This is a genomic window from Asaia siamensis (assembly GCF_014635085.1).
GTDB lineage: Bacteria > Pseudomonadota > Alphaproteobacteria > Acetobacterales > Acetobacteraceae > Asaia > Asaia siamensis.
Map to the genome: position 1 here is coordinate 167,293 of NZ_BMCH01000006.1, position 24,529 is coordinate 191,821.

General features: G+C 61.1%; 18 protein-coding genes. All 18 read left to right on the top strand.

Features of this window, described 5'->3' with window-relative positions; translation table 11 throughout:
• Positions 1-3: 3 nt before the first annotated feature.
• The 18 genes from IEV53_RS11795 to IEV53_RS11880 all read left to right on the top strand — a co-directional run bounded on the left by IEV53_RS11795 (position 4) and on the right by IEV53_RS11880 (position 24,504).
• Positions 4-1,473, top strand: a complete 1,470-nt coding sequence (locus tag IEV53_RS11795; RefSeq protein ID WP_188427027.1) for a UDP-N-acetylmuramoyl-L-alanyl-D-glutamate--2,6-diaminopimelate ligase — start codon at positions 4-6, stop codon at positions 1,471-1,473.
• Positions 1,470-2,831 (top strand): UDP-N-acetylmuramoyl-tripeptide--D-alanyl-D-alanine ligase, encoded by a 1,362-nt coding sequence (locus IEV53_RS11800; protein ID WP_188427028.1) that lies wholly within the window; start codon positions 1,470-1,472, stop codon positions 2,829-2,831. The genes IEV53_RS11795 and IEV53_RS11800 overlap by 4 nt, the downstream gene beginning before the upstream one ends.
• The gene (gene mraY, locus IEV53_RS11805) at positions 2,831-3,922 is read left to right on the top strand and encodes a phospho-N-acetylmuramoyl-pentapeptide-transferase (RefSeq protein ID WP_188427029.1); all 1,092 of its coding nucleotides are present in this window, start codon (positions 2,831-2,833) and stop codon (positions 3,920-3,922) included. Before IEV53_RS11800 ends, mraY begins: the two co-directional genes overlap by 1 nt.
• Before the next feature lies 1 nt (position 3,923).
• Positions 3,924-5,276, top strand: a complete 1,353-nt coding sequence (murD, locus tag IEV53_RS11810; protein WP_188427030.1) for a UDP-N-acetylmuramoyl-L-alanine--D-glutamate ligase — start codon at positions 3,924-3,926, stop codon at positions 5,274-5,276.
• A 28-nt stretch (positions 5,277-5,304) separates the two neighbouring features.
• Positions 5,305-6,498, top strand: coding sequence for an FtsW/RodA/SpoVE family cell cycle protein (locus IEV53_RS11815; protein ID WP_188427031.1), 1,194 nt, complete (start codon positions 5,305-5,307; stop codon positions 6,496-6,498).
• Positions 6,495-7,610, top strand: a complete 1,116-nt coding sequence (murG, locus tag IEV53_RS11820) for an undecaprenyldiphospho-muramoylpentapeptide beta-N-acetylglucosaminyltransferase (RefSeq protein ID WP_188427032.1) — start codon at positions 6,495-6,497, stop codon at positions 7,608-7,610. The genes IEV53_RS11815 and murG overlap by 4 nt, the downstream gene beginning before the upstream one ends.
• Before the next feature lie 55 nt (positions 7,611-7,665).
• Positions 7,666-9,084, top strand: coding sequence for a UDP-N-acetylmuramate--L-alanine ligase (gene murC / locus IEV53_RS11825; protein WP_188427033.1), 1,419 nt, complete (start codon positions 7,666-7,668; stop codon positions 9,082-9,084).
• Entirely contained in the window at positions 9,081-9,977 is an 897-nt protein-coding gene (gene murB, locus IEV53_RS11830; protein WP_188427034.1) for a UDP-N-acetylmuramate dehydrogenase, read from the top strand. Before murC ends, murB begins: the two co-directional genes overlap by 4 nt.
• Entirely contained in the window at positions 9,974-10,912 is a 939-nt protein-coding gene (locus IEV53_RS11835; RefSeq protein ID WP_188427035.1) for a D-alanine--D-alanine ligase, read from the top strand. Before murB ends, IEV53_RS11835 begins: the two co-directional genes overlap by 4 nt.
• Complete coding sequence (locus IEV53_RS11840) at positions 10,909-11,931, top strand: cell division protein FtsQ/DivIB (protein WP_188427036.1); 1,023 nt, start codon at positions 10,909-10,911, stop codon at positions 11,929-11,931. Before IEV53_RS11835 ends, IEV53_RS11840 begins: the two co-directional genes overlap by 4 nt.
• Positions 11,928-13,328, top strand: coding sequence for a cell division protein FtsA (ftsA, locus tag IEV53_RS11845; protein ID WP_188427037.1), 1,401 nt, complete (start codon positions 11,928-11,930; stop codon positions 13,326-13,328). The genes IEV53_RS11840 and ftsA overlap by 4 nt, the downstream gene beginning before the upstream one ends.
• 84 nt (positions 13,329-13,412) lie before the next feature.
• The gene (ftsZ, locus tag IEV53_RS11850; protein WP_188427038.1) at positions 13,413-14,900 is read left to right on the top strand and encodes a cell division protein FtsZ; all 1,488 of its coding nucleotides are present in this window, start codon (positions 13,413-13,415) and stop codon (positions 14,898-14,900) included.
• A gap of 167 nt (positions 14,901-15,067) precedes the next feature.
• Positions 15,068-16,075: a UDP-3-O-acyl-N-acetylglucosamine deacetylase gene (gene lpxC, locus IEV53_RS11855; RefSeq protein WP_188427039.1), complete on the top strand. Its 1,008-nt coding sequence runs from the start codon at positions 15,068-15,070 to the stop codon at positions 16,073-16,075.
• Between the two features lie 142 nt (positions 16,076-16,217).
• Positions 16,218-17,033, top strand: a complete 816-nt coding sequence (locus IEV53_RS11860; protein WP_371869875.1) for an outer membrane protein assembly factor BamD — start codon at positions 16,218-16,220, stop codon at positions 17,031-17,033.
• A gap of 78 nt (positions 17,034-17,111) precedes the next feature.
• A complete protein-coding gene (recN, locus tag IEV53_RS11865; protein WP_188427041.1) occupies positions 17,112-18,827 on the top strand; it encodes a DNA repair protein RecN in 1,716 nt (571 codons plus the stop codon).
• Positions 18,827-20,893 carry an NAD-dependent DNA ligase LigA gene (gene ligA / locus IEV53_RS11870; protein WP_188427108.1) on the top strand — a complete coding sequence of 689 codons (2,067 nt, stop codon included), beginning with the start codon at positions 18,827-18,829 and terminating at the stop codon, positions 20,891-20,893. Before recN ends, ligA begins: the two co-directional genes overlap by 1 nt.
• A gap of 115 nt (positions 20,894-21,008) precedes the next feature.
• On the top strand, positions 21,009-22,319 hold the full coding sequence (locus IEV53_RS11875) for a hemolysin family protein (protein WP_188427109.1): 1,311 nt from the start codon (positions 21,009-21,011) through the stop codon (positions 22,317-22,319).
• A gap of 109 nt (positions 22,320-22,428) precedes the next feature.
• Positions 22,429-24,504: an FUSC family protein gene (locus IEV53_RS11880; RefSeq protein ID WP_188427042.1), complete on the top strand. Its 2,076-nt coding sequence runs from the start codon at positions 22,429-22,431 to the stop codon at positions 24,502-24,504.
• Positions 24,505-24,529: the final 25 nt, after the last annotated feature.

A 24,529-nucleotide genomic window follows, 5' to 3' on the forward strand; every position in this document is an offset into this window, starting at 1 on the left:
GCCATGCGCCTTTCAGAGATTTTGCATCGGGCCGGTCTGACCGCCCCGGCTGCGGCTATTGACCCTGACATCAGCGGCATCACCGCCGATAGTCGGGCCGTCGGGCCCGGCATGATATTTGCGGCCCTGCCTGGTGTCGCCCAAGATGGCGCCCGCTTCATTCCGCAGGCTGTGGCGCAGGGCGCGGCTACGCTGCTTCTGCCATCAGCGGCGAGAATCCCGGCTGATCTCTCCATTCCCTGTATTCAGACCGCGTCACCGCGTCATGATCTGGCTGTCATCGCGCAGGTTCTGGCTGGTCCGCAGCCACGATGCATCGCGGCCATAACCGGGACGAATGGCAAGAGCAGCACGGCCGATTTTCTTCGTCAGCTCTGGTCTCTGGGTGGCATGCCCACGGCCAGTATCGGGACGCTTGGTCTTATCAGCGATATCCCGGTCGAGGCCCCGCCACCCCTCACGACACCGGATGCCGTCTCTCTGGTGCAGAGCCTTGCCCGCCTCAAGGCGGCAGGTATCGATCACGTAGCGCTCGAGGCCTCTTCACACGGGCTCGATCAGCACCGTCTCGACGGTGTTTCACTCTGCGCAGGCGGGTTCAGCAATCTCACACGCGACCATCTCGATTATCACGGCACGATTGAGGCCTATCGTACCGCCAAGATAAGGCTGTTTGCCGATCTGCTCCCTGAGGGTGCCATTGCCGCTCTCAACGCCGATATGGATGCCGAGACGGTTGCTGCGCTGCGAGACGTGGCGCAGGCCCGCAAACTGCGCCTGCGCAGCGTGGGTGAACAGGGCGAAACCATCAGGCTTCTGCGTGCAACGCCCCTGCCCCATGGCCAGATCGTGTCACTCTCCCTCTTCGGCGAAACCCTGCCTGATTACGAGCTTGGCCTGACCGGGCGTTTTCAGGTCGATAACGTGTTGCTGGCCGCCGCCCTTGCATGGAATGACGATGCCGAGGCCCGCGCTGTTCTCGACCTCATTCCCCGTCTGGGTGGTGTGCGCGGCCGAGCCGAACTGGCCGTGACACTCGATAACGGGGCTGGTGTCTATGTCGACTACGCCCATACTCCCGATGCCCTCGAGCATCTGCTGCATAGCCTGCGCCCTCATGCACAGAACCGCCTGATTGTCGTCTTTGGCGCAGGCGGTGACCGCGATCGCGGCAAGCGTCCGCTCATGGGGCAGATCGCCGCCAGACTGGCCGATAGCGCCATCGTGACCGATGACAATCCACGCAGTGAAGATCCGGCAACGATACGTGCCGCCATTCGCGCCGCCTGCCCCGATGCGCTCGAAATCGGCGATCGTCGCGCCGCCATCGCCGCCGCTCTTGCCGAGGCAGGTGCAGGCGATGTCGTGGTTGTGGCGGGCAAGGGCCATGAAAGCGGCCAGACAATTGCAGGTGTCACCACCCCGTTTGACGATCGCGCCGTTATCCGCGAACTGGCGGGAGTATCGGCATGAGCGCGCTCTGGACCAGCGCCGAGCTGCGTGAGGCAACAGGCGGAATCCTTGACGGCGAGCTTGTGGTGAGCGGCATTTCAATCGACACGCGCAGCCTCGAGCCAGGCGATCTCTTTATCGCACTTGTCGGCGAAAACAGCGATGGCCATGCCCATATCGCAACCGCCCTCGACAAGGGCGCCGCCTGCGTCATGGTTCATGATTCCGAAGCCGGCAACGATCCACGCCTGCTGCATGTGGCCGACACCCTGACCGGGTTGCAGGCTCTGGGCCACGCCGCACGCGCCCGGTTTACGGGAAAAATGGTCGGGGTGACGGGGTCGGTTGGCAAGACCACCACCAAGAACATGCTGCATTGCGCCTTTTCGGCGCTCGGCCCCACCCATGCAGCCATTGCGTCCTACAACAACCATTGGGGCGTACCGCTGACACTGGCCAGAATGCCGCGTGAGACGGCCTATTGCGTGGCAGAAATCGGCATGAATCATCGTGGCGAGATTGCACCGCTCGCCGCCATGGTGCGACCCGATGTGGCGGTCGTCACGACCATTGGCAGCGCGCATCTCGGCTATATGGGCAGCATCGAAGCCATTGCCGAAGAAAAATCCGATCTGATTGCCGCCCTGCCCGAAGGCGGTGTGGCTGTGGTGCCGGATGATACCGGTGTCGACAGCATTTTCGAGCGCGCTGCGGCGCATTCCAGTGCGCGCCTCTCTCGCGTCGGGCTCTCCGATCGCGCCGATTACAGGCTGACCGATCTTGCCATTTCGGCAGATGGATCACGTTTCGACTTTGACGGGCAGCGTGTCACCCTGAACGCGCCTGGTGCGCATCTGGCGCGTAACGCCGCTCTGGCACTCGCCACCCTGCGCGCTTTCGACCTGCCGATCGACAAGGCCATTGCGGCCCTCGCCGCCTGGCGCCCGGGGGCTGGTCGGGGCGAGATACAGCCCATACTGAATGGCACCGCCTCACTGCTGGATGAGAGCTATAATGCGTCGGTGCTTTCTATACGCGCAGCACTGCAAACGCTTGCTCTCGTACCGGCTACGCGTCGAATCGCGGTTCTGGGCGATATCCGCGAACTCGGTGAGTTTGCCGATAGCGAGCATCTCTCGCTGGTGCCGGACCTGATGGCCCATGCCGACCTGGTGTTTTGCTGCTGCCCGCATATGCGCCATGTTTTTGACGCTCTTGCAGAAGAAAAGCGTGGCGTCTGGCAGGCAGACGCGGCATCTCTCGCCCCAATCGTCCAATCTCATCTGAAAGCCGGTGACGTGGTTCTCGTAAAAGGCAGTCTTGGCAGTCGCATGCGCGACATTGTCGCCCCTCTTCTTGCCGGGGGCGCAAAAGCCTGATGCTGTATAATCTCATCGCCATTCACGACACGACTCATGGCGGCTTTTTCAATCTCTTCCATTATCTGACCTTCCGCTCCGGCGGGGCCTGTCTGACGGCCTTCGTCATTTCGCTGGTTTTCGGTCGTCCGTTCATCGCCCAGCTCAAGCGTATCCAGCGCGAGGGTCAGCCCATACGCACGCTCGGCCCCGAGCGGCATATTCTCGAAAAAGCCGGGACGCCCACCATGGGCGGGATGCTGATCCTGATTGCGCTTTTCGTCTCCACCCTGCTCTGGGCCGATCTGACCAACGGTTTTGTCTGGGCTGTCATGTTCGTAACCGCTGCTTTCGGCGCGGTCGGCTTTGCGGATGACTATCTCAAGCTCTCCAGACGCAACACGGCGGGTGTGTCCAAACGCGCCCGTCTGGGCAGCGAATTCGCTGCCTCGCTGATCGCCGGATACTGGATGGAAAGCCTGATGCCGCCGGAACTGCGCAACATGGTGGCCTTCCCCTTCGTGAAGGATTTCCTGCTACCGCTGGGCTTTGCCTTTCCGCTTTTCGCCATGCTCACCATGACCGGCTTTGGCAATGCCGTGAATTTCACTGATGGTCTCGATGGCCTTGCCATCGTGCCTGTGGTGATTGCCGCTCTGGTTTTTGCCCTGATTGCCTATCTCGTGGGCAATCGCGTCTTTGCTGATTACCTGCAACTGCATCTGGTGCCGGGCACGGGCGAACTGGCGGTTTTCTGCGCCGCCTTGATCGGCGCCGGGCTCGGGTTTCTCTGGTTCAACGCAACGCCTGCCGATGTCTTCATGGGCGATACAGGCTCGCTTTCGCTTGGCGGCGCGTTGGGTGCCGTGGCCGTTGCGGTCAAGCATGAGCTGGTTCTGTGCATCGTGGGCGGGCTTTTTGTCGTCGAAACGCTGTCGGTCGTGATCCAGGTCTTCTGGTACAAGCGCACCAAACGACGCGTCTTCCTGATGGCCCCCCTACACCATCATTTCGAGAAAAAGGGCTGGCAGGAACCCAAGATCGTCATCCGGTTCTGGATCGTCTCGATCCTGCTCGGCCTAGCCGGTCTCGCCACGCTGAAGCTGCGCTGACATGACGGAGCGCGCCTTCCCCTCCGATCTCTTTGCCGGGTCGCGTTTCGCCGTGGCCGGACTGGGCCGCAATGGCAGCGCCGTGGTCAGAGCGCTTCTTGCCATGGGCGCAGAAGTGCAGGCCTGGGATGACAAAAACCCGCCTGAAGCCGATCCAGCCCGGAAACGCTTTACGGCAGCTCCGATCGAGACGCTTGCGGGTTTTGACGCGCTCATTCTGTCACCAGGCATCCCGCATCTTCTGCCCACACCGCACCCGGCTGCCGTCAAGGCACGCGAAGCCCATGTGCCCATTCTGTCGGATGCGGAAATCCTGTTTCAGGCCGTACGCCGTGCGGGATCGAAGGCGCGTTTTGCCGCCATCACCGGCACCAATGGCAAGTCAACCACGACCGCGCTGCTCGCGCATATGCTGGAAAAGGCCGGTTATCCGGTAGCTGCAGGTGGCAATCTCGGCACAGCCTCGCTCGCCCTGCCGCTCCTGCCCGATAACGGCGTGTATGTGATCGAGATGTCATCCTACATGCTCGAACGTCTGCATGATTTTCATGCTGACACGGCTTGCCTGCTCAATCTGACCCCGGATCATCTCGACCGACATGGCGACATGGCAGGCTACGCCGCTGCCAAGCGTCACGTCTTCGACAATATGACGGCTTTGGATCTCGCTGTGATCAGCATAGACGACGCCTATTGCCGTGAAATAGCGCAGGATTGTGCTCTCGAGGGTCTTACGGTTCTCAGGCTCTCGGTCTGTGATGCGCCTTCCGTAGCGGCTATCGCAACGCCGATGCAGCAGGCCCCGACTTTGCCGGGGGCGCATAATCTGCAGAACGCTCTCGCAGCCAGCGCCATGGCGCGGCATCTCGGTCTGGATGAGCAAGAAATTGCCGAAGGCCTCAGGACCTATCCGGGCCTGCCTCATCGTCAGGCCCTGGCCGGCGTGATTGACGGCGTACGCTTCATCAATGACAGCAAGGCAACCAATGCCGAAGCCGCCGAAAAGGCTCTGCTTTGCTATGACAAGGTGATCTGGATTGCCGGGGGCACCGCCAAGTCTGGCGGGATCGACGCTTTGGCGCCGCTTTTCGGACGTATTGCCAAGGCATTTCTGATCGGGCGCGACGCGCCTGTGCTGCAAAAGACCCTGCAGGACCATCATGTTGCCGTCGAAAACTGCGGCACACTCGATGTGGCGACCGAAGCAGCCCTTGCCGCCGCAAGAGCCCTCGATGTGCCGGTTGTTCTGCTGTCTCCTGCCTGTGCAAGCTTTGACCAGTTTGCAAGTTTTGAGGCGCGTGGTGCGCAGTTTGTGGATATCCTGACTCGTCTACACGATTCAGAAACGCCCTGATCCGTAGGGCCAGAGGGATTAGGGGAATATGGCAGGGCTCTCACGTGTCGATACGTCCAGAATTGGACGGTGGTGGCGCAATATCGATCGCGTCACACTCTGCTGTGTCGGAATCCTGATCGCCTTCGGTTATATCCTCATGCTCGCCGCCAGCCCTGCCGTGGCCGTGCGTATCGGCGCCTCACGCGAGATGTTCATTCTCAAGCAGGTCATCTTCCTGTTGCTCGCAGGCGCCGTAGTGCTGGTCGTGTCATCGCTTTCCCGTCCGGCGATCAGGCGTCTCGCCCTGATTGGCGGGGTGATCGCCCTTGCGGCCACCTTCATGACGCTGGTGCATGGGGTCGAGATCAAGGGCGCACGTCGCTGGATCGCGCTGCCCATGATGTCGGTTCAGCCCTCAGAGTTCCTCAAGCCGTTCTTCGCTGTCGTTACGGGATGGCTGCTGGCAGAGCAACGCCGACGGACGATCATGGGCTCGATCCGCTTTCCGGGCATGTTGATCGCTTTTGGCTGTTTCGGGCTGATTCTGCTGCTGCTCAAATCGCAGCCGGATATCGGCATGTTGTCGGTCATCACCATGGTGTTCTTCATCCAGCTTTTCGTGAATGGCCTGCCGATCATTTTCGTGGGTGCCGGTGTGGGCGCCATGATCGCAGCCTTCGCGGGCGCCTATGTGGCCTTCCCCCACGTGCGCTCGCGCGTGGAACGGTTTTTGCACCCCAATGTCGGTGATCACTATCAGATCGACACGGCTCTGCGCGCTTTTGGCAATGGCGGCATGATGGGCCGTGGTCCCGGTGAAGGCCGGGTGAAGGATCTTCTGCCAGACGCCCATGCCGATTTCGTTTTTGCCGTGGCAGGCGAGGAATACGGGCTGTTCATCTGCCTCTTCATTATTCTCGTTTTTGCCGTGATCGTGGTGCGCACATTACTCAAGCTGATGCGTGAGAGCGATCCATTCGTTATCACTGCAGCCTCGGGTCTGGTGGCGGGTTTTGGCCTGCAGGCCTTTATCAATATGGGCTCGACCTTGCATCTGATTCCGACCAAGGGCATGACGCTGCCGCTCATTTCCTATGGCGGCTCATCCGCTCTTTCTATCGCCCTGACTCTGGGCATGGTGCTGGCCCTGACGCGTCATCAGGTCTCTGCCAGCCCGATCAGCTCGCATTATGCCAGCCAGGGCCACTGGACCTCGCTTCGGGAAGGACCGACATCATGAACCGTCCAATCGTGATTGCCGCAGGAGGCACGGGCGGCCATTTCTTTCCGGCAGAAGCGCTCGCTACAGAACTCGCTGCGCGCGGTCATGAGCTGGTGCTGATGACCGATAAACGTGCGGGCAAGCGCCTGACCGGTGTTTTCAAGGATCGTCCGCAATATGTGCTCGATGGTACCGGCGTTGCAGGCAAGGGTATTTCTGCCAAGCTGCGCGGCGTGGCTTCCCTGCTGCGGGGGGCATGGGCCGCGCGCAGGCTGCATCGCCAGATCAACCCGATTGCGGTCATCGGTTTTGGCGGCTACCCATCCGTACCGCCCATTCTGGGCAGCCGTTTCATGGCAGGGTCGCGCCGCCCGATTGTGATCCTGCATGAAGGCAATGCCGTTCTGGGACAGGCCAATGCGCTGCTGGCGCGCTTTGCCACGGCCATCGCCACCTCCTATCCCACTGTTGCGCGACTGCCGCTCGGATTACGCGCCACGCTGACCGGCATGCCGGTACGTTCTGAAATCGAAGCCCTACTCGAGGAAGAATATACGCCTCCGGGTGATGCCATCCATCTTCTGGTCTGGGGCGGTTCGCTGGGCGCCAAGATTTTCTCGACGATCATTCCTGCGGCTCTTGCCCAGCTTCCCGCAGGATTTCGTGCGCGTCTGCATGTCACGCAGCAGGTACACGAGAAAGATCTCGCCGATGTGCGCGCTGCCTATGAAAAAGCCGGGATTGATTGCGAACTGGCCCCTTTCTTTTCCGACGTCGCAAGCCTTCTGAAAAAAGCGCATCTGGTCATCGGACGTGCCGGTGGGTCGTCTGTCGCCGAGCTCACCATTGCCGGTCGCCCGTCCATACTCGTGCCGCTGCCGATTGCCGCCTCTGACGAACAGGGCGCCAATGCGACCCAGCTGGTTGATGAGGGGGGCGCCTGGATGTTTAGGCAGAACAGTCTGACGCCCGAGACACTCTCGGCTTTTCTGGGCTCATTGCTGAACGATCCCGAACGCCTGGCTGCGGCAGCCAGAGCGGCGCACGCTTTTGCCCATCCTCACAGTGCCAGACTGCTGGCCGACCTTGTCGAGGCGCGTATTTCGGACTACCGCTCCTCCACTTCCTGACACGCAGCGTTTTTTACTGACGTCTGTTTTTGCTGTTTCTCTGAAAGCCTGTTTCATGCGCGCACTTCCCCTTTCCATTGGTACCATCCATTTCGTCGGTATCGGCGGCATTGGCATGTCTGGAATTGCCGAAGTGCTGCATATGCTGGGTTACAAGGTTCAGGGATCGGATATCAGCGAAAGCGCCAATGTGCTGCGCCTGCGCAAGCTGGGCATTACCGTGGCCATCGGTCATGATGAGGCCAATCTCGGCGGAGCGCAGGTTGTCGTGACCTCAACGGCGGTCAAGAAAGACAATCCTGAAGTTCTCGCTGCACGGGCGCGCCTGATTCCTGTCGTGCGTCGCGCCGAAATGCTGGCCGAACTCATGCGCCTGCGCTGGGCGGTGGCTATTGGCGGCACACATGGCAAGACAACCACCACCAGCCTTGTCGCCTGCGTGCTGGAACAGGCAAAGCTCGACCCGACCGTCATCAATGGCGGCATCATCGAAGCCTATGGCACCAATACGCGCATGGGGTCAGGCGACTGGATGGTCGTCGAGGCCGATGAGAGCGATGGCTCCTTCCTGCGTCTGCCTGCGGTGATTGCGGTCGTGACGAATATGGACCCCGAACATCTCGACCACTGGGGCACGGCCGAAGCCATGCAGGCTGCCTATGACCAGTTCGTCTCGAATATTCCCTTCTATGGCTTTGCCGTGCTGTGCATCGACCACCCCGCCGTGCAGCAGATGATCCCGCGTCTGTCTGATCATCGCATCGTCACCTACGGGTTCAGCCCCCAGGCCGATGTACGCGCCGACAAGCTGATTACCGATCGTCTCGGCGCCACGTTCGAGGTGGTCATCACCAGCCGCACCCAGAAAACCACGCGTCGCGCAGGGCCGTTCCGCCTGCCCATGCTTGGCCAGCACAACGTGCTGAATGCGCTTGCTGCGATTGCGGTCGCAAGCGAGATGGATATCAGCGACGAGACCATCCGCCTCGCGCTCGCCGGGTTCCGCGGCGTCAAGCGTCGCTTCACGCGCTGCGGCGATTATAACGGCATCACGGTGATCGACGATTACGGCCATCATCCTGTCGAGATCGCTGCGGTTCTGCGCGCGGCCCGTCAGGCGGGTGCCCGCGATGTGATCGCCGTCGTGCAGCCCCATCGCTATTCGCGTCTCGAAGCCCTTTTCAGCGATTTCTGCACCTGCATGAATGACGCTGGCACGGTGATCGTGACCGATGTCTATGCCGCAGGTGAGGCGCCGATCGAGGGCGTCAATCGTGACTCGCTGATCGAAGGGCTGAGGGCCAGCGGTCATCGCTCTGTCGTGCCGCTGCCTGGACCGGAACATCTGGCTGAAATGATCAATGCCATCGCCAAGCCGGGTGATTTCGTGGTCTGCCTCGGCGCTGGCACCATCACCAACTGGGCGCACGCTCTTCCGGGACAGCTCGCCGAACTGAACGGCAAGGCCTCATGAGCACGGCGCTTCGTTCCCTCACCCCGCGCGGCAGGCTGAGCTTCGATGCGCCGCTTGGCCCACGCGCCTGGTTCCGTACGGGCGGCAACGCCGAAGCGCTTTTCGTGCCCAAGGATGCACAGGATCTTGCCGAGACCCTCGCCGCTCTGCCGCCAGGAACGCCGGTCACTGTGCTTGGCGCCTGTTCGAATGTCATCATACGCGATGGTGGGATAGACGGGCTCGTCGTGCGTCTTGCCGGTGGTTTTGCGGATATCGTAATCGAGCCTGACGGGCTGATTGCGGGCGCTGCCGCTCTCGACATGATCGTTGCCGAACAGGCCGCCAATGCGGGGCTGGCAGGGCTCGAGTTCCTCGCTGGCATTCCCGGCTCGATAGGCGGAGCCGTGGTCATGAATGCCGGGGCCTATGGCTCTGACATGAATGCCGTGCTCGACTGGGCAGAGGTGCTTCTGCCCGACCAGACCATTGCAAGACTGAGCAATGAGGCGCTCGCCTTCACCTATCGCCATGCCGTGCTCCCTGAAGGCGCCATCGTATTGCGGGCACGCCTGAATGCCCGCCCCGGCGATGCCTCGGCGATACGCGCGCATATTGCCGAGATCAAAGCCGCACGTGAGGCGTCGCAGCCCGTTCGGGCACGGACAGGTGGTTCCACCTTTCGTAATCCGGAAGGTCACAAGGCCTGGCAGCTCATTGATGAGGCCGGGTGCCGCGGGCTGATGCAGGGCGGCGCGCAGGTGAGCGAGAAACATTGCAATTTCCTGCTCAATCTCGGCGAGGCCACGAGCAGCGATCTCGAAGCCCTTGGCGACGAGGTGCGTCGTCGCGTGCAGGAACACAGCGGCATTGCGCTGCATTGGGAAATCAAACGTCTGGGGAAATTGCCATGAGCCTGAAAATCGCTGTCCTTCAGGGTGGAATTTCAAGCGAGCGCCCGGTGAGCCTGCGCAGCGGTGCCGGTGTCGCCCAGGCCCTGACAGAAGCGGGCCATGACGTGGTGAGCGTCGATGCCGGGCCGGATCTGGTGCAGACAATCAAGGCGCTGCGTGACTCCGCCCCCGACGTGGTTTTCAATGCGCTGCACGGGCCGCTGGGTGAAGACGGTGCCATTCAGGGCGTGCTGGAATGGCTCGGGCTTCCCTATACGCATTCCTCCATACGGGCCTCATCGCTGGCCATGGACAAGGACGCCTCACGTCGCGTTTTTGCTGCCGCCGGGCTGCCGGTCGCAGAGGGGCGTGTTGTCACGATGGAGGAACTCGCTGCTGCCGATCCGCTGCCCACCCCCTATGTGGTCAAGCCGATCTCGGAAGGGTCTTCTTTTGGTGTCGAGATCGTGCGCAGCGGCAGCAATCGCCGTCAGGCCATCGCCGCAAACTGGGCCTTCGGAAAAGAAGCTCTGATCGAGGAATATATTCCTGGTCGCGAACTCACCGTCGCCGTGCTTGGCGATCGCGCCCTGACCGTGACCGATATCGTCGCCGCCTCGCCAACCGGTGATTTCTACGATTTCGATGCAAAATATGCTCCCGGCGGCTCGGTGCATCATGTCCCCGCCCAGGTGCCGGAAGCGATTTTCGAGCAGGCCCTGCGTGTGGCCGAAGCGGCGCATCGCGCTCTTGGCTGCTCCGGTGCCTCGCGCGCGGATTATCGATACGATGAAGAAACCGGGCGGCTGATCCTGCTCGAGGTCAACACGCAGCCCGGCATGACGGCCACATCGCTGCTGCCCGAACAGGCGGCCTATTGCGGGATTTCCTATCCCGAGCTGTGCGACTGGCTGGTGCGCGACGCCCTCACGACACGAGGCAAACCGATCGCATGAGAGACAGGCGGCCAGAAACGCCGTATCGCGGCCCCGTGCAACAGGACAGACCGTCACGTCTGATCCTGTTCATGCGCCGCCACAAACGCGGGCTGCGTCAGATACTGGCTCTGCTCGTCCTGCTGGGGCTGGTAGGCCTTGGCGTTTCAGCGCTCAAACTGACAAGTTCGGAATCCCGCTTCGCCCCTTACCGGGCAAAACTGGTCCAGTACCTGCCGTTTCAGATCAAGACCATCCGTATCGAAGGGCGCAATCTGACAACCGAGGCTGATCTGGCAAAGGCGCTGGGCACTTCTGTCGGTCAGCCTATTTTCGGTTTTTCTGTCTCTGCCGCACGTGACCGTATCGATGCGCTGCCGTTTATCGACCATGCCACCGTGGCCCGCCACATGCCGGACACAGTCATCGTCAAGATTGTCGAGCGCAGCCCGATCGCTGTCTGGCAGGACCACGGCCAGTTCATCCTCATCAACCGGGCGGGGGAGCGCGTGCCTGATCAGGGGCTGGAAGGCAAGAACGGACAGGCCTTCATCAAGCTGCCGCTGGTGGTAGGAGAAGGCGCCAATCTGGCGGCGGCAACCCTGACAGACGCCCTGACTGCCAACCCGGCTGTGAAGGATTTTGTGGTCGCTGCCGTACGGGTGGGGCAGAGGCGCTGGAACCTCACTCTGCGCGATGGCGCAACCGTGCTTCTGCCAGAAGGGCAGGAACAGGCGGCGCTCTCAAGACTGGCCCAGTATCAGGCCCAGTTCCGCCTCATGGAGCGCCCGGTCGTCTCGATCGATATGCGCCTGCCTGATCGTATGGTCATCCATCAGACACCAGCGCCTACGCCCGATCCGAATGCTCCTGCTGCTGACAAGAGCGATGCCACGCAGGCTACGGATGACAAGCCGGCACCAGCCGCAGGTGCCGCGCCCGCGCCTGCATCGGGCAAGCCCTCTCACCCTGCAGCGACACACGGGAGCGCAGCGCATCTCCCAGCCCCCCACCCCGCAGATGAAGCCCCGGAAGAATGAACGACCTCGTGCCAACCGACCCGGAAGCCCCACGCAAGAAGCGCCGCCGCACGGTGAGAAGTCGCTCACTGCTGCCGGTCAGTTCGCGACACAAGAATCACGAGCGTTCTGAGGAACATATCCTGTCACTGCCACCGGCAGACGAACCCAGCCTGCCCAGACACTGGCGTGTTGGCGTCTTTGGCGTGCTGGATATCGGCTCGACCAAAATGACCTGTCTGATCGGCAGGGGCGAGGCCGATGGCACGTTGCGTGTCCTCGGATATGGCTGGCGCCGTTCACGCGGCATACGCAATGGCAATATCGTTGACCTGAAAGAGGCCGAGCAGGCCATTCGCGCAACGGTCGGACAGGCAGAAGACGCAGCCGACCGACGCCTCGACAATATTGCGGTCAATCTCTCCTGCGGCCATCCAGAGAGCCATCTCTTCAATGCCCGCATGCCGATCGGCGGGCGCGAGGTGAGCGAGGCCGATATGGGTCGCGTCGTGGCCGAGGGGCAGTCACGCGCCTATACCGAAGGGCGGACGGTTATTCATACCCTGCCTATCGGTTATGCCGTCGATGACACCTATGGCATTGTCGACCCAAGAGGCCAGGTCTGCGAGCAACTGACAGCCCGGCTGCATGTCGTCGACGCTGCAACGGCAGCGGTGAGGACGCTCGATTCCGTGCTCATGCGTTCCGAGCTGAAAATGACCAATCTCGTCTCGGCCGCCCTCGCCTCCGGGCTGTCGGTGCTCGATGCAGATGAGCGTGAACTTGGTGCGACCGTCGTGGATATGGGCGGGGGCACGACATCGATTGCCGTTTTCGGAGAAGGCATGTTGCGCCACACGGCCTTTCTGCCGGTCGGCGGGCTGCATGTGACGCGCGATCTTGCCGGCATGCTCTCCACTTCGCTGGATGAAGCTGAACGGCTCAAGACCAAATATGGAGCCGCCGAGCTTTCGGCAGAAGACAGCAGTGAACTGATCACGCTGCAGAAAATCGGGGAAGCAACGGGCGTGCTGACCACCGTGTCGCGTGCCAGGCTTGTCTCTGCCATTCGCCCCCGTATCGAGGAAACACTCGAACTCGTTCGCGACAGACTCGACGATGCAGGCTTCGGTCGTACCGGTCGCGAGCGCGTGGTGCTGACAGGCGGTGCGTCCCTCCTTGATGGCGTTGGTCCGATGGCCGCCCGTATTCTGGACCGCCCTGTCAGGCTTGGGCGCCCTCTGGGCATCGTGGGCCTGCCGGAAATTGGCGCGAATTCTGCCGGGTTTTCCACCGCGTCAGGTCTCCTGGCCTGGGCGGCTGGCGCCGATCGGGGCTTTCACGATGCCGATGCCCCTGACCCCCGCCCGAATGGGATGCTAAAGCGTCTGGTGCATTTCATTAGGGGTCGCGCGTGAGTAAAAAGTAACCTATGTAGTTCATGCTCCTCAGTCATTGTTTTGCTTTTAGCGACTGATTTCAGCCCTGTTTCGGATCTCGCCATGACGCTCAATCTCACAGCACCGCAGTATAATTATTCCGATTTCTCGCCGCGCATCACCGTGATCGGTGTCGGCGGTGGCGGCATGAATGCCGTCAACAACATGATCGAGATGCAGCTGCAGGGCGTTGAGTTCGTCGTAGCGAATACGGATGCGCAGGCCCTTGCCGGCTCACGCGCCGAACGCCGCGTACAGCTCGGGCCGCACCTGACACAGGGCCTGGGCGCAGGAGCGAAACCGGAGATCGGCAAGGCAGCGGCCGAGGAAGCAGCAGAAGAAATCAGCCGCCATATCGATGGCGCGCATATGGTCTTCGTCACGGCTGGCATGGGCGGCGGCACCGGTACGGGCGCAGCGCCTGTCATTGCCAAGATGGCACGTGATCGCAAGATCCTCACCGTTGGCGTCGTCAGCACGCCCTTCGGCTTCGAAGGGGCACGACGCAAGAAGGTAGCCGAAGCTGGCATTGCCGAGCTGCAGCAATATGTCGATACGCTGATCGTCATCCCGAACCAGAATCTCTTCCGCATGGCCACCATGCACACGACGCTGCGCGAAGCGTTCAAGATGGCCGATGAAGTACTTTATATGGGCGTGCGTGGCGTCACCGATCTGATGCTGGCGCCTGGACTGATCAATCTCGACTTTGCCGATATCCGCACCGTCATGGCCGAAATGGGCAAGGCGATGATGGGCACAGGCGAAGCTGAAGGCGAAGATCGCGCTCTTGAAGCCGCAAACCGCGCCATTTCGAACCCGCTTCTCGACGATTCCTCCATGTCGGGCGCACGCGGCCTGCTGATCAACATCACGGGTGGTGACGACCTGACGCTTTATGAAGTCGATCAGGCCGCAGAGCGCATCCGTCAGGAAGTCGCCGATGATGCGACCATCATCTGGGGTTCTGCAATCGACTCGACACTTAATGGCCGCATCCGCGTGTCGGTTGTGGCGACCGGTATCGATGGCAGCCGTGCTCCCGAACCGGAAGTGGTCGAAGCCCCTATAGAGACCGTCGATCAGGCCCCCGTTGCGCCGGAAGGCGCTGAAGTCGCGCCCTCAAGCAGCCAGCCCGCCTTCCAGCCCGCATCGACCTATGCCTCGGTACCCCGTCAGCAGCCGCATTACGCGCTCGACGGTCAGAACGGTGCCCCGGCATCGGCACCCTCACCGCATTCCGTGCCTCCGCAGGCCAACAAGCAGGGGGCGGTTCATACACCCTCGCCGCGTTCGGGTCTTTTTTCCGACCAGAACCAGCGCTCTGCGCCAGAGCCCCAGTCACAGCCACGCAGCCTTTTCGGCATCGTGACAGGAGCCTTGCGCGGGCGCCCGGCGGCACCGGTCAGCGCCCCTCACGAAGAAACGCCTCGTCATGCGCCGACAATCGTCGAGCGCGAGGACTCGCCGCGTGTTTCTTCCTCCCACGATAACGGTGAAGAAAACGGTCTGGACATTCCGGCCTTCCTGCGCCGCGATCAGGGACGCTGAAACAGACGCTCTGTTGCGTCCTGAAACTGAAATTACAGTTCAGTTTCAGGACCTTAGAGCGTAATACTTGGCAATAAACATTGACTGGTCTGCGCTCCCCTTAAGCGGCTACAGCTCTCTACATGATCCGGGCATAATGTCGCGGAAACACAGGAGAGCCTCCCATCATGCAGATCACGGCTGAAACACCGTTCAAAGCATCGATTGTGCCTCTTCCGCTTTCCAACATCGCTCAGGGTTTTTCTTCCATTACGTCGAGCGCCGCGCGCGTCGCGCGCCAGGCCACGCTCAATCAGGCAATCACCTGCGTCGGCATCGGCCTGCACAGCGGGTCCCGTGTGCGCATGGTGCTCAACCCGGCCCCGGTCGATCATGGCATCGTCTTCAAGCGCAGCGATCTGCCAGAATCACGACTGATCCCGGCACGTCATGACCATGTGGTCTGCACAAGGCTCAGCACCGTCATCGCTCATCCCGATGCCCCGGGTATCCGTATCGCCACCATTGAACATCTGATGGCGGCCCTGCATGCCAATGGCATCGACAACGCGTTGATCGAGATCGACGGCCCTGAAACACCTGTGCTGGACGGTTCTGCTGCCGAGTTCGACTTTCTGATCCAGTGTGCCGGCACGGTAACGCAGGAGCGTGCCCGCAGCTTCATCGAGGTATTGCGGCCCGTTCGCGTCGAAGAAGCCAGTGGAGCCTATGCCGAGCTGCGTCCGGCACGTTCCGGTATGGCCCTGGCCATGTCGATCGATTTCACTGCTTCCGTGATCGGTCAGCAGCGCCACGCGATGCCTCTCACCCTTGAGCGTTTCCGTCAGGAAGTCGGGTTCTGCCGTACTTTCGTCGAGCGCAAGGAAATCGAAGCCCTGCAGAAAATGGGGCTCGCCCGTGGTGGCTCGTTGCACAACGCCATCGTTGTCGAGGACGACACAGTTCTTAATCCATGCGGGCTTCGTCATCCGAAGGAATTCGTCCGTCACAAGCTGATGGATGCGGTGGGCGATCTTTATCTGGCTGGCCATACGCTTCAGGCCGGGTTCATGGGTCACAAATCAGGCCATGGGCTAAACAATCGCCTTCTGCATGCCCTTTTCGCCTCGCCGGAAAATTGGCGTCTTGTCGATGGCGAAAGGGCCGAACAGCCCGTGTTGCGCGCTACAGCGTAAGCGCAACGATCTCATGCGCCCAGGTCTTCCGCGAACGGTAAGGCGTGATATAAGACCGTTCGTCAGTGGAAGAGTCGGCATGCATCAGAACACAGAACGTAACGTTATTCCTGCTCCCAAGCGTCAGCGTCTCGTTGCCGCAATGATGGCGAGCAGTTTTCTGCTCCTGAGCGGTTGCTCGATCTTTTCCAACAAGGAAGAGGTCAAGGCGCCCAAAGTAGCGAGCGCCGAAACACTGTATAATTACGGTATCGATGCCCTGCATTCGAAGCGCTATACGCTGGCGAGCGGTGAGTTCGAACTGCTGCAACAGAATTATCCGTATTCCGGTTATGTCGGCAATGCTGAGCTGATGGAAGGCTATGCCTATTACCTGCAGGGCGAATATGCGCTCTCGGTTCAGCAGCTCGAGCGCTATCTGCTTCTGCATCCGACCAGCCCTGACGCTGCCTATGCCTATTATCTGCGCGCGCTCTGCTATTACGAGCAGATTGCCGAAGTCCAGCGTGACCAGCAGGGAACTGTCGAAGCCCTGAACGCTCTCGAGGAAGTGGTGACACGCTTCCCACAGACGGCTTATGCCCGTGATGCCCAGCTCAAGATCGATCTCTGCCGCGACCATCTGGCTGGCAAGGAAATGCTTGTTGGCCGCTATTACCAGCAACAGCATAACTACGAAGCCGCTCTGGGGCGTTATCAGCGCGTCGTAGCCGATTTCCAGACGACCAACCACGTTGCCGAAGCGCTCGAGCGCATCGTCGAAGTCGATCTCCAGCTTGGCATGGTCGATGAAGCACGCAAGGCGACCTCGGTGCTGGGCTATAACTATCCCAACAGCCAGTGGTATCGTTACAGCTACAACCTGCTCCGCAACCGCAACCTGCTGCCCGAAAACAGCAAGGCACCGGGTTCCGGCAAGCGCGGCTTCTTCGGGCGCGCCTGGCATTCGGTTTTCTGATCCGAAACAAGGCTTTCCGCTGGTGTCATACGTTGCTGCCAGCGAAACCTTCTTGCCGCATTTTCAGGATTCCGCCTCATGCTGACTCACCTCTCGATACGCGATGTGGTTCTTATCGAGAGGCTCGACCTGCCTTTTCATCCGGGTCTGACTGTCCTTACGGGTGAGACCGGTGCGGGCAAATCCATTCTCCTCGACTCTCTGGGGCTTACGCTTGGCGACCGCGCCAGCGGCGGCCTTGTGCGCGCCGGGGCCGAGCAGGCTGCGGTTTCTGCCTGTTTCGAAATTCCAGACGGGCATCCGGTCCATCAGCTTCTTGCCGAGCAGGGTATCGCGCTGGATGATACGCATGAGCCGGTCGTTCTGCGGCGTACGGTTACGGCAGATGCGCGCTCGCGTGCCTATGTCAACGATCAGCCGATTGGCGTCGGGTTGCTGCGCCGTATTGCCGCCCTTCTGGTCGAGATACAGGGCCAGCACGACCAGATGGGCCTTGCCGATCAGGCGACCCATCTCGATCTCCTTGATGCATTCGGTGTGGAGCGTGCCACGCGTGAGTCCGTCGCCCGCAGCTATCGCCGCTGGATAGAAGCCACAGCAGCGCTTGCCGCGGCACAGTCGGAAATGGAAGCCACGCGACGCGAGGAAGACTGGCTGAGACAGGCCGTTGACGACCTTGGCGTTCTTGCACCGCAGGAAAATGAGGAAGAACAGCTGGCGGCCCTGCGCATCGGTCTGCAACAGGGCGAAAGACGTGGCGAAGCCATCGCAGCAGCATTGGCAGAACTGACCCCGCGCGACCGCCGATCTGCCGCCCCTGCCGCAGCGCTTCGCAGCGCCAGTCGCACGCTGGCCCGGCTTCTGCCCTCGCCGGGTGAAGAAAGCGCCCCGAGTTCAGCGCAGCAGCAACAGGCTCAGGAGGCACTGGTCGCGCTGGAAAAAGCGGAAGAAGCCCTCGCCGAAGCCGAAACCCTGCTTTCCCGTCTCGCAGCCGATGCCGATACCGACCCCCGCCTGCTGGAAGAAACGGAAGAACGGCTCTTCGCCCTTCGTGCGGCCGGTCGCAAACATGGCGTTACGGTAAACGAACTTGCGTCGCTGCTGACCAGTCTGCAGGCCCGGCTTGAAGCGCTGGATTCAGGCAATGCCCGTATCGAGCAGCTTCAGGCAGAAACAAGGGCGGCACGTGAAGTCTTCGCAGCTGAGGCAGAAAAGCTGAGCGCCATTCGCGAGCGCGCCGCCCGGCGTCTTGAAACTGCCGTCATGGCCGAGCTCAAACCGGTCAGGCTCGAACGCGCCCGCTTCATCGTATCCCTCACACCGCTCGAACCCGAAGCCTGGAATCTACGCGGCAAGGAGCAGGCTTCCTTTCTTATCGCGGCCAATCCAGGCCAGCCCCCCGGCCCTCTCGCAAAAGTGGCCTCGGGCGGCGAATTGTCGCGTCTCATGCTCGCGCTCAAGGTCGTTCTGGCCGAGCGATCCGCCATTCCGACACTGGTGTTCGACGAGGTCGATTCCGGTGTGGGCGGGGCAACAGCATCCTCCATCGGCGATCGTCTGCATCGCGTGGCGCGCGACGTGCAGGTTCTCGTCGTCACGCACAGCCCGCAGGTTGCGGCACGCGGCGACCAGCATCTGCGCATCAGCAAGCGCATCCGCAAGGAACGCACCGAGACGCTGGCCGAGAAACTCTCGCCCGACGAACGGCGGGAAGAAATTGCACGCATGCTGGCCGGTGAAACCATTACGGACGCCGCCCGTACAGCCGCCGACAGTCTTTTGGAACAGGAATGATGGACGACACGACGGTCGACAGACACGCCGAAGAGCATGCCCGGCTTTCCGCGCTCATCGCTCGCTGGAACACCGCCTATCATCAGAACGATGCGCCTGAAGTGTCGGACGCGGAATACGACAGCGCAAGAAGCGCGCTCATCGCGCTTGAAGAAGCGCATCCGGACCTCAAGACGCAAGGCAGCGTTCTCGACGAGGTAGGGGCAGCCCCTGATTCCGCTTTCGGCAAGCAGGCCCATCGCGTGCCGATGCTGTCTCTCGACAATGTCTTCACCTCGGAGGAATTCGAGTCTTTCGTTGCCAAAGCTGCACGCTTTCTCGGCCTCGACAGCAAGGCTGCGGATGCGCTGGCTTTTGTGGCAGAGCCCAAGATAGACGGTCTTTCGATCAATCTGACCTATCGCCACGGCAAGCTCCTGCGTGGCACGACACGCGGTGACGGTCTGGTGGGCGAAGATGTGACGGCCAATCTTCTGACAATCGCAGAGGTCCCGCGCGCGCTTTCCGGTGAAGCGCCGGAAGAAATCGAGATACGCGGCGAGATCTTCATGGCGAAGGCCGATTTTCTGGCCCTCAACGAGACGATGCTGGCACAGGGGCAGAAGCCTTTTGCCAATCCACGCAATGCCGCTGCAGGGTCCTTGCGTCAGCTTGACCCCGCCGTAACGGCGCGGCGCCCTCTCTCGCTTTTTGCCTATGCGCAGGGCCATGCCAGCGAACGATGCGCCGCCACACATTGGGCCTATCTGGAAAAGCTGCGTGAATGGGGTTTCGTGGTCAATCCACTCTCCAAAGCGATTGCTCATGCAAGCGAAATCCCCGCCTATATCGAAGACCTCGCGCGCGACCGTGCCTCGCTGCCCTATGATATCGATGGCGTCGTCTTCAAGCTCGACGACCTAGATCTTCAGACGCGGCTGGGCTTTGCCGGGCGGGCGCCGCGCTGGGCCATCGCCTGGAAATTTCCCTCCGAGCAGGCCATCACGAGGCTCGAGAAAATCGAGATACAGGTTGGACGCACAGGCGCCCTGACACCCACCGCGCATCTCGAACCCGTCAATGTAGGCGGGGTCATCGTGTCGCGTGCGACGCTGCACAATGAAGACGAGATTACCCGCAAGGATGTACGCCCCGGCGATCTGGTGCGCGTGCAGCGTGCGGGCGACGTCATTCCGCAAATTCTCGGCCCCGTGCCGGAAGACAAACCGCGTGGTCCGGCTTTCGTCTTTCCAACCACCTGCCCGGTCTGTCACTCCCTGACCGAGCGCCCTGAGGGTGAAGCCGTGCGTCGCTGCACAGGCGGCCTCACCTGTGAGGCGCAGGTGGTTGAAAGACTGATCCATTTCGTCTCGCGCCAAGCGTTCGATATCGACGGTCTGGGTGAGCGGTCGATACGCGAATTTCATGAAATCGGCCTGATCGACAAGCCGGGCGATATTTTCCGCCTGCATGAAAAAGCCGATATGATCCGCGCGCGTGAGGGCTGGGGCGAACTCTCGACACGCAATCTGCTGCGCGCCATCGAGCAGCGCCGCAGCATCGCCTTCAGCCGCTTTCTGTTCGGGCTGGGAATCAGGCGCATCGGTGAGCGCAATGCGCAACTTCTGGCCCGTCACTATCAGACCTATGAGGCCTGGTTCGACGCAATGAAAGCTGCCAGCCTGATCGGCTCCGACGATCGACTGGCGCTTGGCAGCATCATGGGGATCGGTGAAAGCATTGTCGCCGATCTGCTCGCCTTCTTCGCCGAACCCCATAATCTGTCGACGCTTACAGACCTGCGCAACGAATTGACGATCGAGGCCGAAGCCCGTCCTGAAGAGGGGCCACTTTCGGGGAAGACCATCGTCTTTACGGGCACGTTGCACAGCATGACCCGCCCGGAAGCAAAGGCCATTGCCGAGCGTCTGGGCGCGCAGGTGAGCGATTCAGTGTCGAAGAAAACGGGGCTGGTCGTTCTTGGTGAAAAGGCGGGGTCCAAAGCAAAAAAGGCCGCCGAACTCGGTCTCGAAACATGCGACGAGGCGGGATGGCGTGAAATCGCTGGCCTGCCTCCTGCGAATTAAGGCGCGGATACTGGAATATGGAGCACAACGCGTCTAGTATTGAGGCTCCTGTTTCAAAGCCCCCTTTTCTTGAGGAGCCACGCGCGTGACGTTGCTGCTTCTGGGCCTCGCGGCCATGGTGGCAGCGATTGCCGTCTCCATTCTGATCTCGCTCTCGGAGATCTCATTTGCTGCCGCACGCGATATCCGCCTGCGTGCCCTTGCCGATCAGGGAGATCCGCGCGCCTCTTCGTTTCTGAAGCTGCGTCGTAACAGCGGTCAGGTCATCACTGTTCTGCAGATCTGCCTCAATGCGGTGGGTGTGCTCGGCGGTGTTATTTCGAGCGAATTGCTGACCCCTGCATTCAGCGCGGCCCTCATAGAGGCAGGCCTTACGCCGGGTTTTGCCGGCAAGGTTGCCGCCAGCCTTGCCTTCGTAGTCGTCACGGGGCTTTTCGTGCTTTTTGCCGATCTGTTGCCGAAGCGGATCGCCCTGAACAACCCAGACCGTGTGGCACTGAAAGTAAGCTGGTTTCTGACCGGCGCGCTGCGTGTGCTTTATCCGGCGGTCTGGATTTTCTCGCTCATTTCCGACTGGCTGCTGAACCTGCTGCGCATTCCCGCCGCCTCTGCGGTAGAGCCCGTAACCCCTGAGGATCTGAATGCCATGCTGGCCGCAGGAACCGCCTCGGGCGTGCTGCAGGAAAAAGAGCATCAGCTCATTCAGAACGTGCTGGCGCTGCAGGATCGGTCGGTCACTTCGGCCATGACCCCGCGTGACGAGATCGTTTTTCTCGATGTGCAGGAGAGTCTTGAATCCCAGCGCGACAAGGTGCGTATCCGCCCCTATTCCCGCTATCCGCTCTGCGATGGCGGGCTCGATCATGTCATCGGATCGATACGCGCCGAAGACGTTCTGGTGGCGGTGGTGGATGAAGTGCCCCCCAATGCAGACCCAAGCCAGCCGATCAGCAATCAGATCTTCCGCATGCGGCGTGATACGCTCTCTCTGCCAGACACGCTGAATCTATGGGACACGCTGGCACAATTCGACTCGCATGGCGCGGGTTTTGCACTCATCGTCAATGAATACGGGCTCGTTGTCGGTCTGATCACCTTCAAGGATATCATGGGCGCGCTCATGGACGGGCTCGCCAGCCCCTTCGAAGAGCAGGCCATCGTGCGTCGTGATGCCAATTCCTGGCTGATCGACGGCGCTGCCCCCATCGGGGATGTGTTTCGCGAGCTGGATATCGATCTCGATGCCGAACGCGACCTGTTCCACACAATTGGCGGGTTCGTCATGCATCGTCTGCGCCGTATGGCCCGCAAGGCGGACAGGGTCGAAGCGGCAGGTTATCGTTTCGAAGTGGTCGACGTCGACGGCTTCCGTATCAACCAGCTTCTGGTCTCGCGCATGGCGCCCGGTGAAAACACTGGTTTCTGAAGCGTATCTGACAAAAGATTTCACAGCCCACGCAATCGTGTTGCGTGCTTGACCTCACCCGCCATCAGGGCGTTCCTCAACCGGAAGTCAGTTTTCTGGATGGAGCCGAATGACCGAGCGGGTTGAGACGCCTATACGCTGGTGGCCACGCCTCAGCGATCTGCCCACCCCACCCTTCCCTCCGGGCTGGTTCGGTTTCTCCCTTCGCAGCTGGGCGGCTGTCTGCCTTGCTCTGGCGACGGCTTTCTGGGCGCAGCTGGACGCGCCTGCCGGTGCTGCCGTCACCGTCATGATCATCACACAGCCCCTGCGCGGGCAGGCGCTTTCGAAAGCCCTTTATCGACTGATCGGCACCGCTCTGGGGGTCGCCGCATCGATCCTGCTTATTGCCTGCTTCAGTCAGGATCGCGGCATGATGCTTGGTGGATGTGCCCTGTGGCTTGCGGGGTGCACCTATATCGGCTCGCTTGAGCGGCATTTCCGCTCCTACGGGGCGCTGCTGGCGGGCTACACCATCGCGCTTGTCGCGATCAATGTGATCGATACCCCGCAAAACGTGTTTGATGTGGCCTTGTCACGCGCCAGCTGCGTGGCCATTGGCATCGCCTCTGTTGCGTTCGTGAACATGCTCACCGGATCGCCCAAGGCATGGCAGAAACTCGCTGACGGGCTCGAGGACCGCGCCCGCCAGATACGCGATTTCGGTCGGCGGGCCGTGCAGGGCGAGAGCGTGGCAGACGCGATGGAAACCACGGCGCTCGCGGGTGATATTCTCTCGCTCTCGGCCCAAATCTCCTACGCCAAGACCGAAATCGACCGCTCGACACGCCGTACGGCCGGAGCCCGTCTCGCCATTATCGGCATGCTGACGGTGCTCGGTTCGGGGCGCGCCATCGCCCATATCCTGCGCACAAAGAACGTCTCCGCTCTGGCGCAGCGTCATGTGCTGACGTGGCATGAATTGCGTGAGGACCACAGTGACCGCTTCGAAACGGTCGGATCGCTGATCGAGACCATGCGCGAGGATGAACCCGATTACCACCCTGACGCCACGGATGCGCATTATCTGGAGCGCGCAGCCGTGCTTCTGAGCAATCGCCTGCATATCTCGACCGGCATCAACACGCTTCAATATGCCACCCCTGCGGGCGAAGCGCTCAAACTCGCGCAGATCGCCCAGCATCCTGATCACGTTGCTGCCTTCGTCAACGCGTTGCGTGTGCTTCTCGGTTTTTCGATCACGGCAGGGCTCTGCATCGCCAGCGGTCAGCCTGCCTCAATGGCCGCTCTGTCTCAGGCGGCGCTCATCCTCACCCTTGCCTCCACGGCGCTGGACACATCGAAATTCGGCATGGGTGCGATATTGGGCCTGACACTGGCCGTGTTTGTTGCGGTCATCATGAATTATCTGATCCTGCCGCATATCGCCGCCTTCGGGGCTCTGGCTCTGGTCTTTCTTCCCCATACGATTTTCGCCTGCGTCATGCTCATGAATGCCCGCACGAGCGCGATGGGCTTCAATTACGGGGCGTTTTTTCCGATCATCCTGGGCCTGAGCAACCATCAGGATTACGACCCGGTCGCCTTCATCTCACGCAATATCTTCTATCTTATTTCCGGCGTGATCTCTTTCATCATCCTCGTGCTGCTGTTTTCGCCGACACCGCGCAGCAGGCGCTTTCGTATTGCAGCCTCGATCGGACAGGATCTCGAAGCCCAGCTCAGGGGCAGAGGCAAACCGGCCGGTGCCGCCCTGCTCAGCCAGAAATACGACCGTCTCGTTCAGCTCCTGACATGGACAAAGCAGCTTCATGCCCATCCTGCCAGCAGGCAGGGCGCCGAACGCCCGGTCAACCGCCATGTCTTCAATCGTCTGGTCACGCTCGAAGATCTTGCCACGACACTGGCACGTGTGCGCCACTATCTGCGCGAGGCCGATAACTGCGCCTGCCTTGCCCGGCTCGCAGGAGAAGCTCGGCATCTGGTGAGTTCCGCGTCTTTCCCGACGCTCGCCCATACCCTTCCGCGCCTGAGCGGCGAGTTTCTCGTTCTTGCCCAGGACGCGACGCCGAGAGAGCGTGCCATTGCCATTCTCTGTGCCGGAAGTCTCGAGGCGGTGCGCTCAACGCTTGCCGAAAACCATTCGACGCTCATCCATTTCGGTCTAGGGCGCAAGCGATGGTAACGCCTAGCCTGCGCCATGAAAGGAA

What these genes read in the sequence shown, in the direction of transcription:
- IEV53_RS11815 (WP_188427031.1), top strand. Translation starts at nt 5,305, where the DNA reads ATGGCAGGGCTCTCACGTGTCGATACGTCCAGAATTGGACGGTGGTGG.
- IEV53_RS11835 (WP_188427035.1), top strand. Translation starts at nt 9,974, where the DNA reads ATGAGCCTGAAAATCGCTGTCCTTCAGGGTGGAATTTCAAGCGAGCGC.
- murB (WP_188427034.1), top strand. Translation starts at nt 9,081, where the DNA reads ATGAGCACGGCGCTTCGTTCCCTCACCCCGCGCGGCAGGCTGAGCTTC.
- recN (WP_188427041.1), top strand. Translation starts at nt 17,112, where the DNA reads ATGCTGACTCACCTCTCGATACGCGATGTGGTTCTTATCGAGAGGCTC.
- IEV53_RS11880 (WP_188427042.1), top strand. Translation starts at nt 22,429, where the DNA reads ATGACCGAGCGGGTTGAGACGCCTATACGCTGGTGGCCACGCCTCAGC.
- ftsA (WP_188427037.1), top strand. Translation starts at nt 11,928, where the DNA reads ATGAACGACCTCGTGCCAACCGACCCGGAAGCCCCACGCAAGAAGCGC.
- mraY (WP_188427029.1), top strand. Translation starts at nt 2,831, where the DNA reads ATGCTGTATAATCTCATCGCCATTCACGACACGACTCATGGCGGCTTT.
- IEV53_RS11795 (WP_188427027.1), top strand. Translation starts at nt 4, where the DNA reads ATGCGCCTTTCAGAGATTTTGCATCGGGCCGGTCTGACCGCCCCGGCT.
- murD (WP_188427030.1), top strand. Translation starts at nt 3,924, where the DNA reads ATGACGGAGCGCGCCTTCCCCTCCGATCTCTTTGCCGGGTCGCGTTTC.
- IEV53_RS11875 (WP_188427109.1), top strand. Translation starts at nt 21,009, where the DNA reads ATGGTGGCAGCGATTGCCGTCTCCATTCTGATCTCGCTCTCGGAGATC.
- lpxC (WP_188427039.1), top strand. Translation starts at nt 15,068, where the DNA reads ATGCAGATCACGGCTGAAACACCGTTCAAAGCATCGATTGTGCCTCTT.
- murG (WP_188427032.1), top strand. Translation starts at nt 6,495, where the DNA reads ATGAACCGTCCAATCGTGATTGCCGCAGGAGGCACGGGCGGCCATTTC.
- IEV53_RS11840 (WP_188427036.1), top strand. Translation starts at nt 10,909, where the DNA reads ATGAGAGACAGGCGGCCAGAAACGCCGTATCGCGGCCCCGTGCAACAG.
- ftsZ (WP_188427038.1), top strand. Translation starts at nt 13,413, where the DNA reads ATGACGCTCAATCTCACAGCACCGCAGTATAATTATTCCGATTTCTCG.
- murC (WP_188427033.1), top strand. Translation starts at nt 7,666, where the DNA reads ATGCGCGCACTTCCCCTTTCCATTGGTACCATCCATTTCGTCGGTATC.
- IEV53_RS11800 (WP_188427028.1), top strand. Translation starts at nt 1,470, where the DNA reads ATGAGCGCGCTCTGGACCAGCGCCGAGCTGCGTGAGGCAACAGGCGGA.
- ligA (WP_188427108.1), top strand. Translation starts at nt 18,827, where the DNA reads ATGGACGACACGACGGTCGACAGACACGCCGAAGAGCATGCCCGGCTT.
- IEV53_RS11860 (WP_371869875.1), top strand. Translation starts at nt 16,218, where the DNA reads ATGATGGCGAGCAGTTTTCTGCTCCTGAGCGGTTGCTCGATCTTTTCC.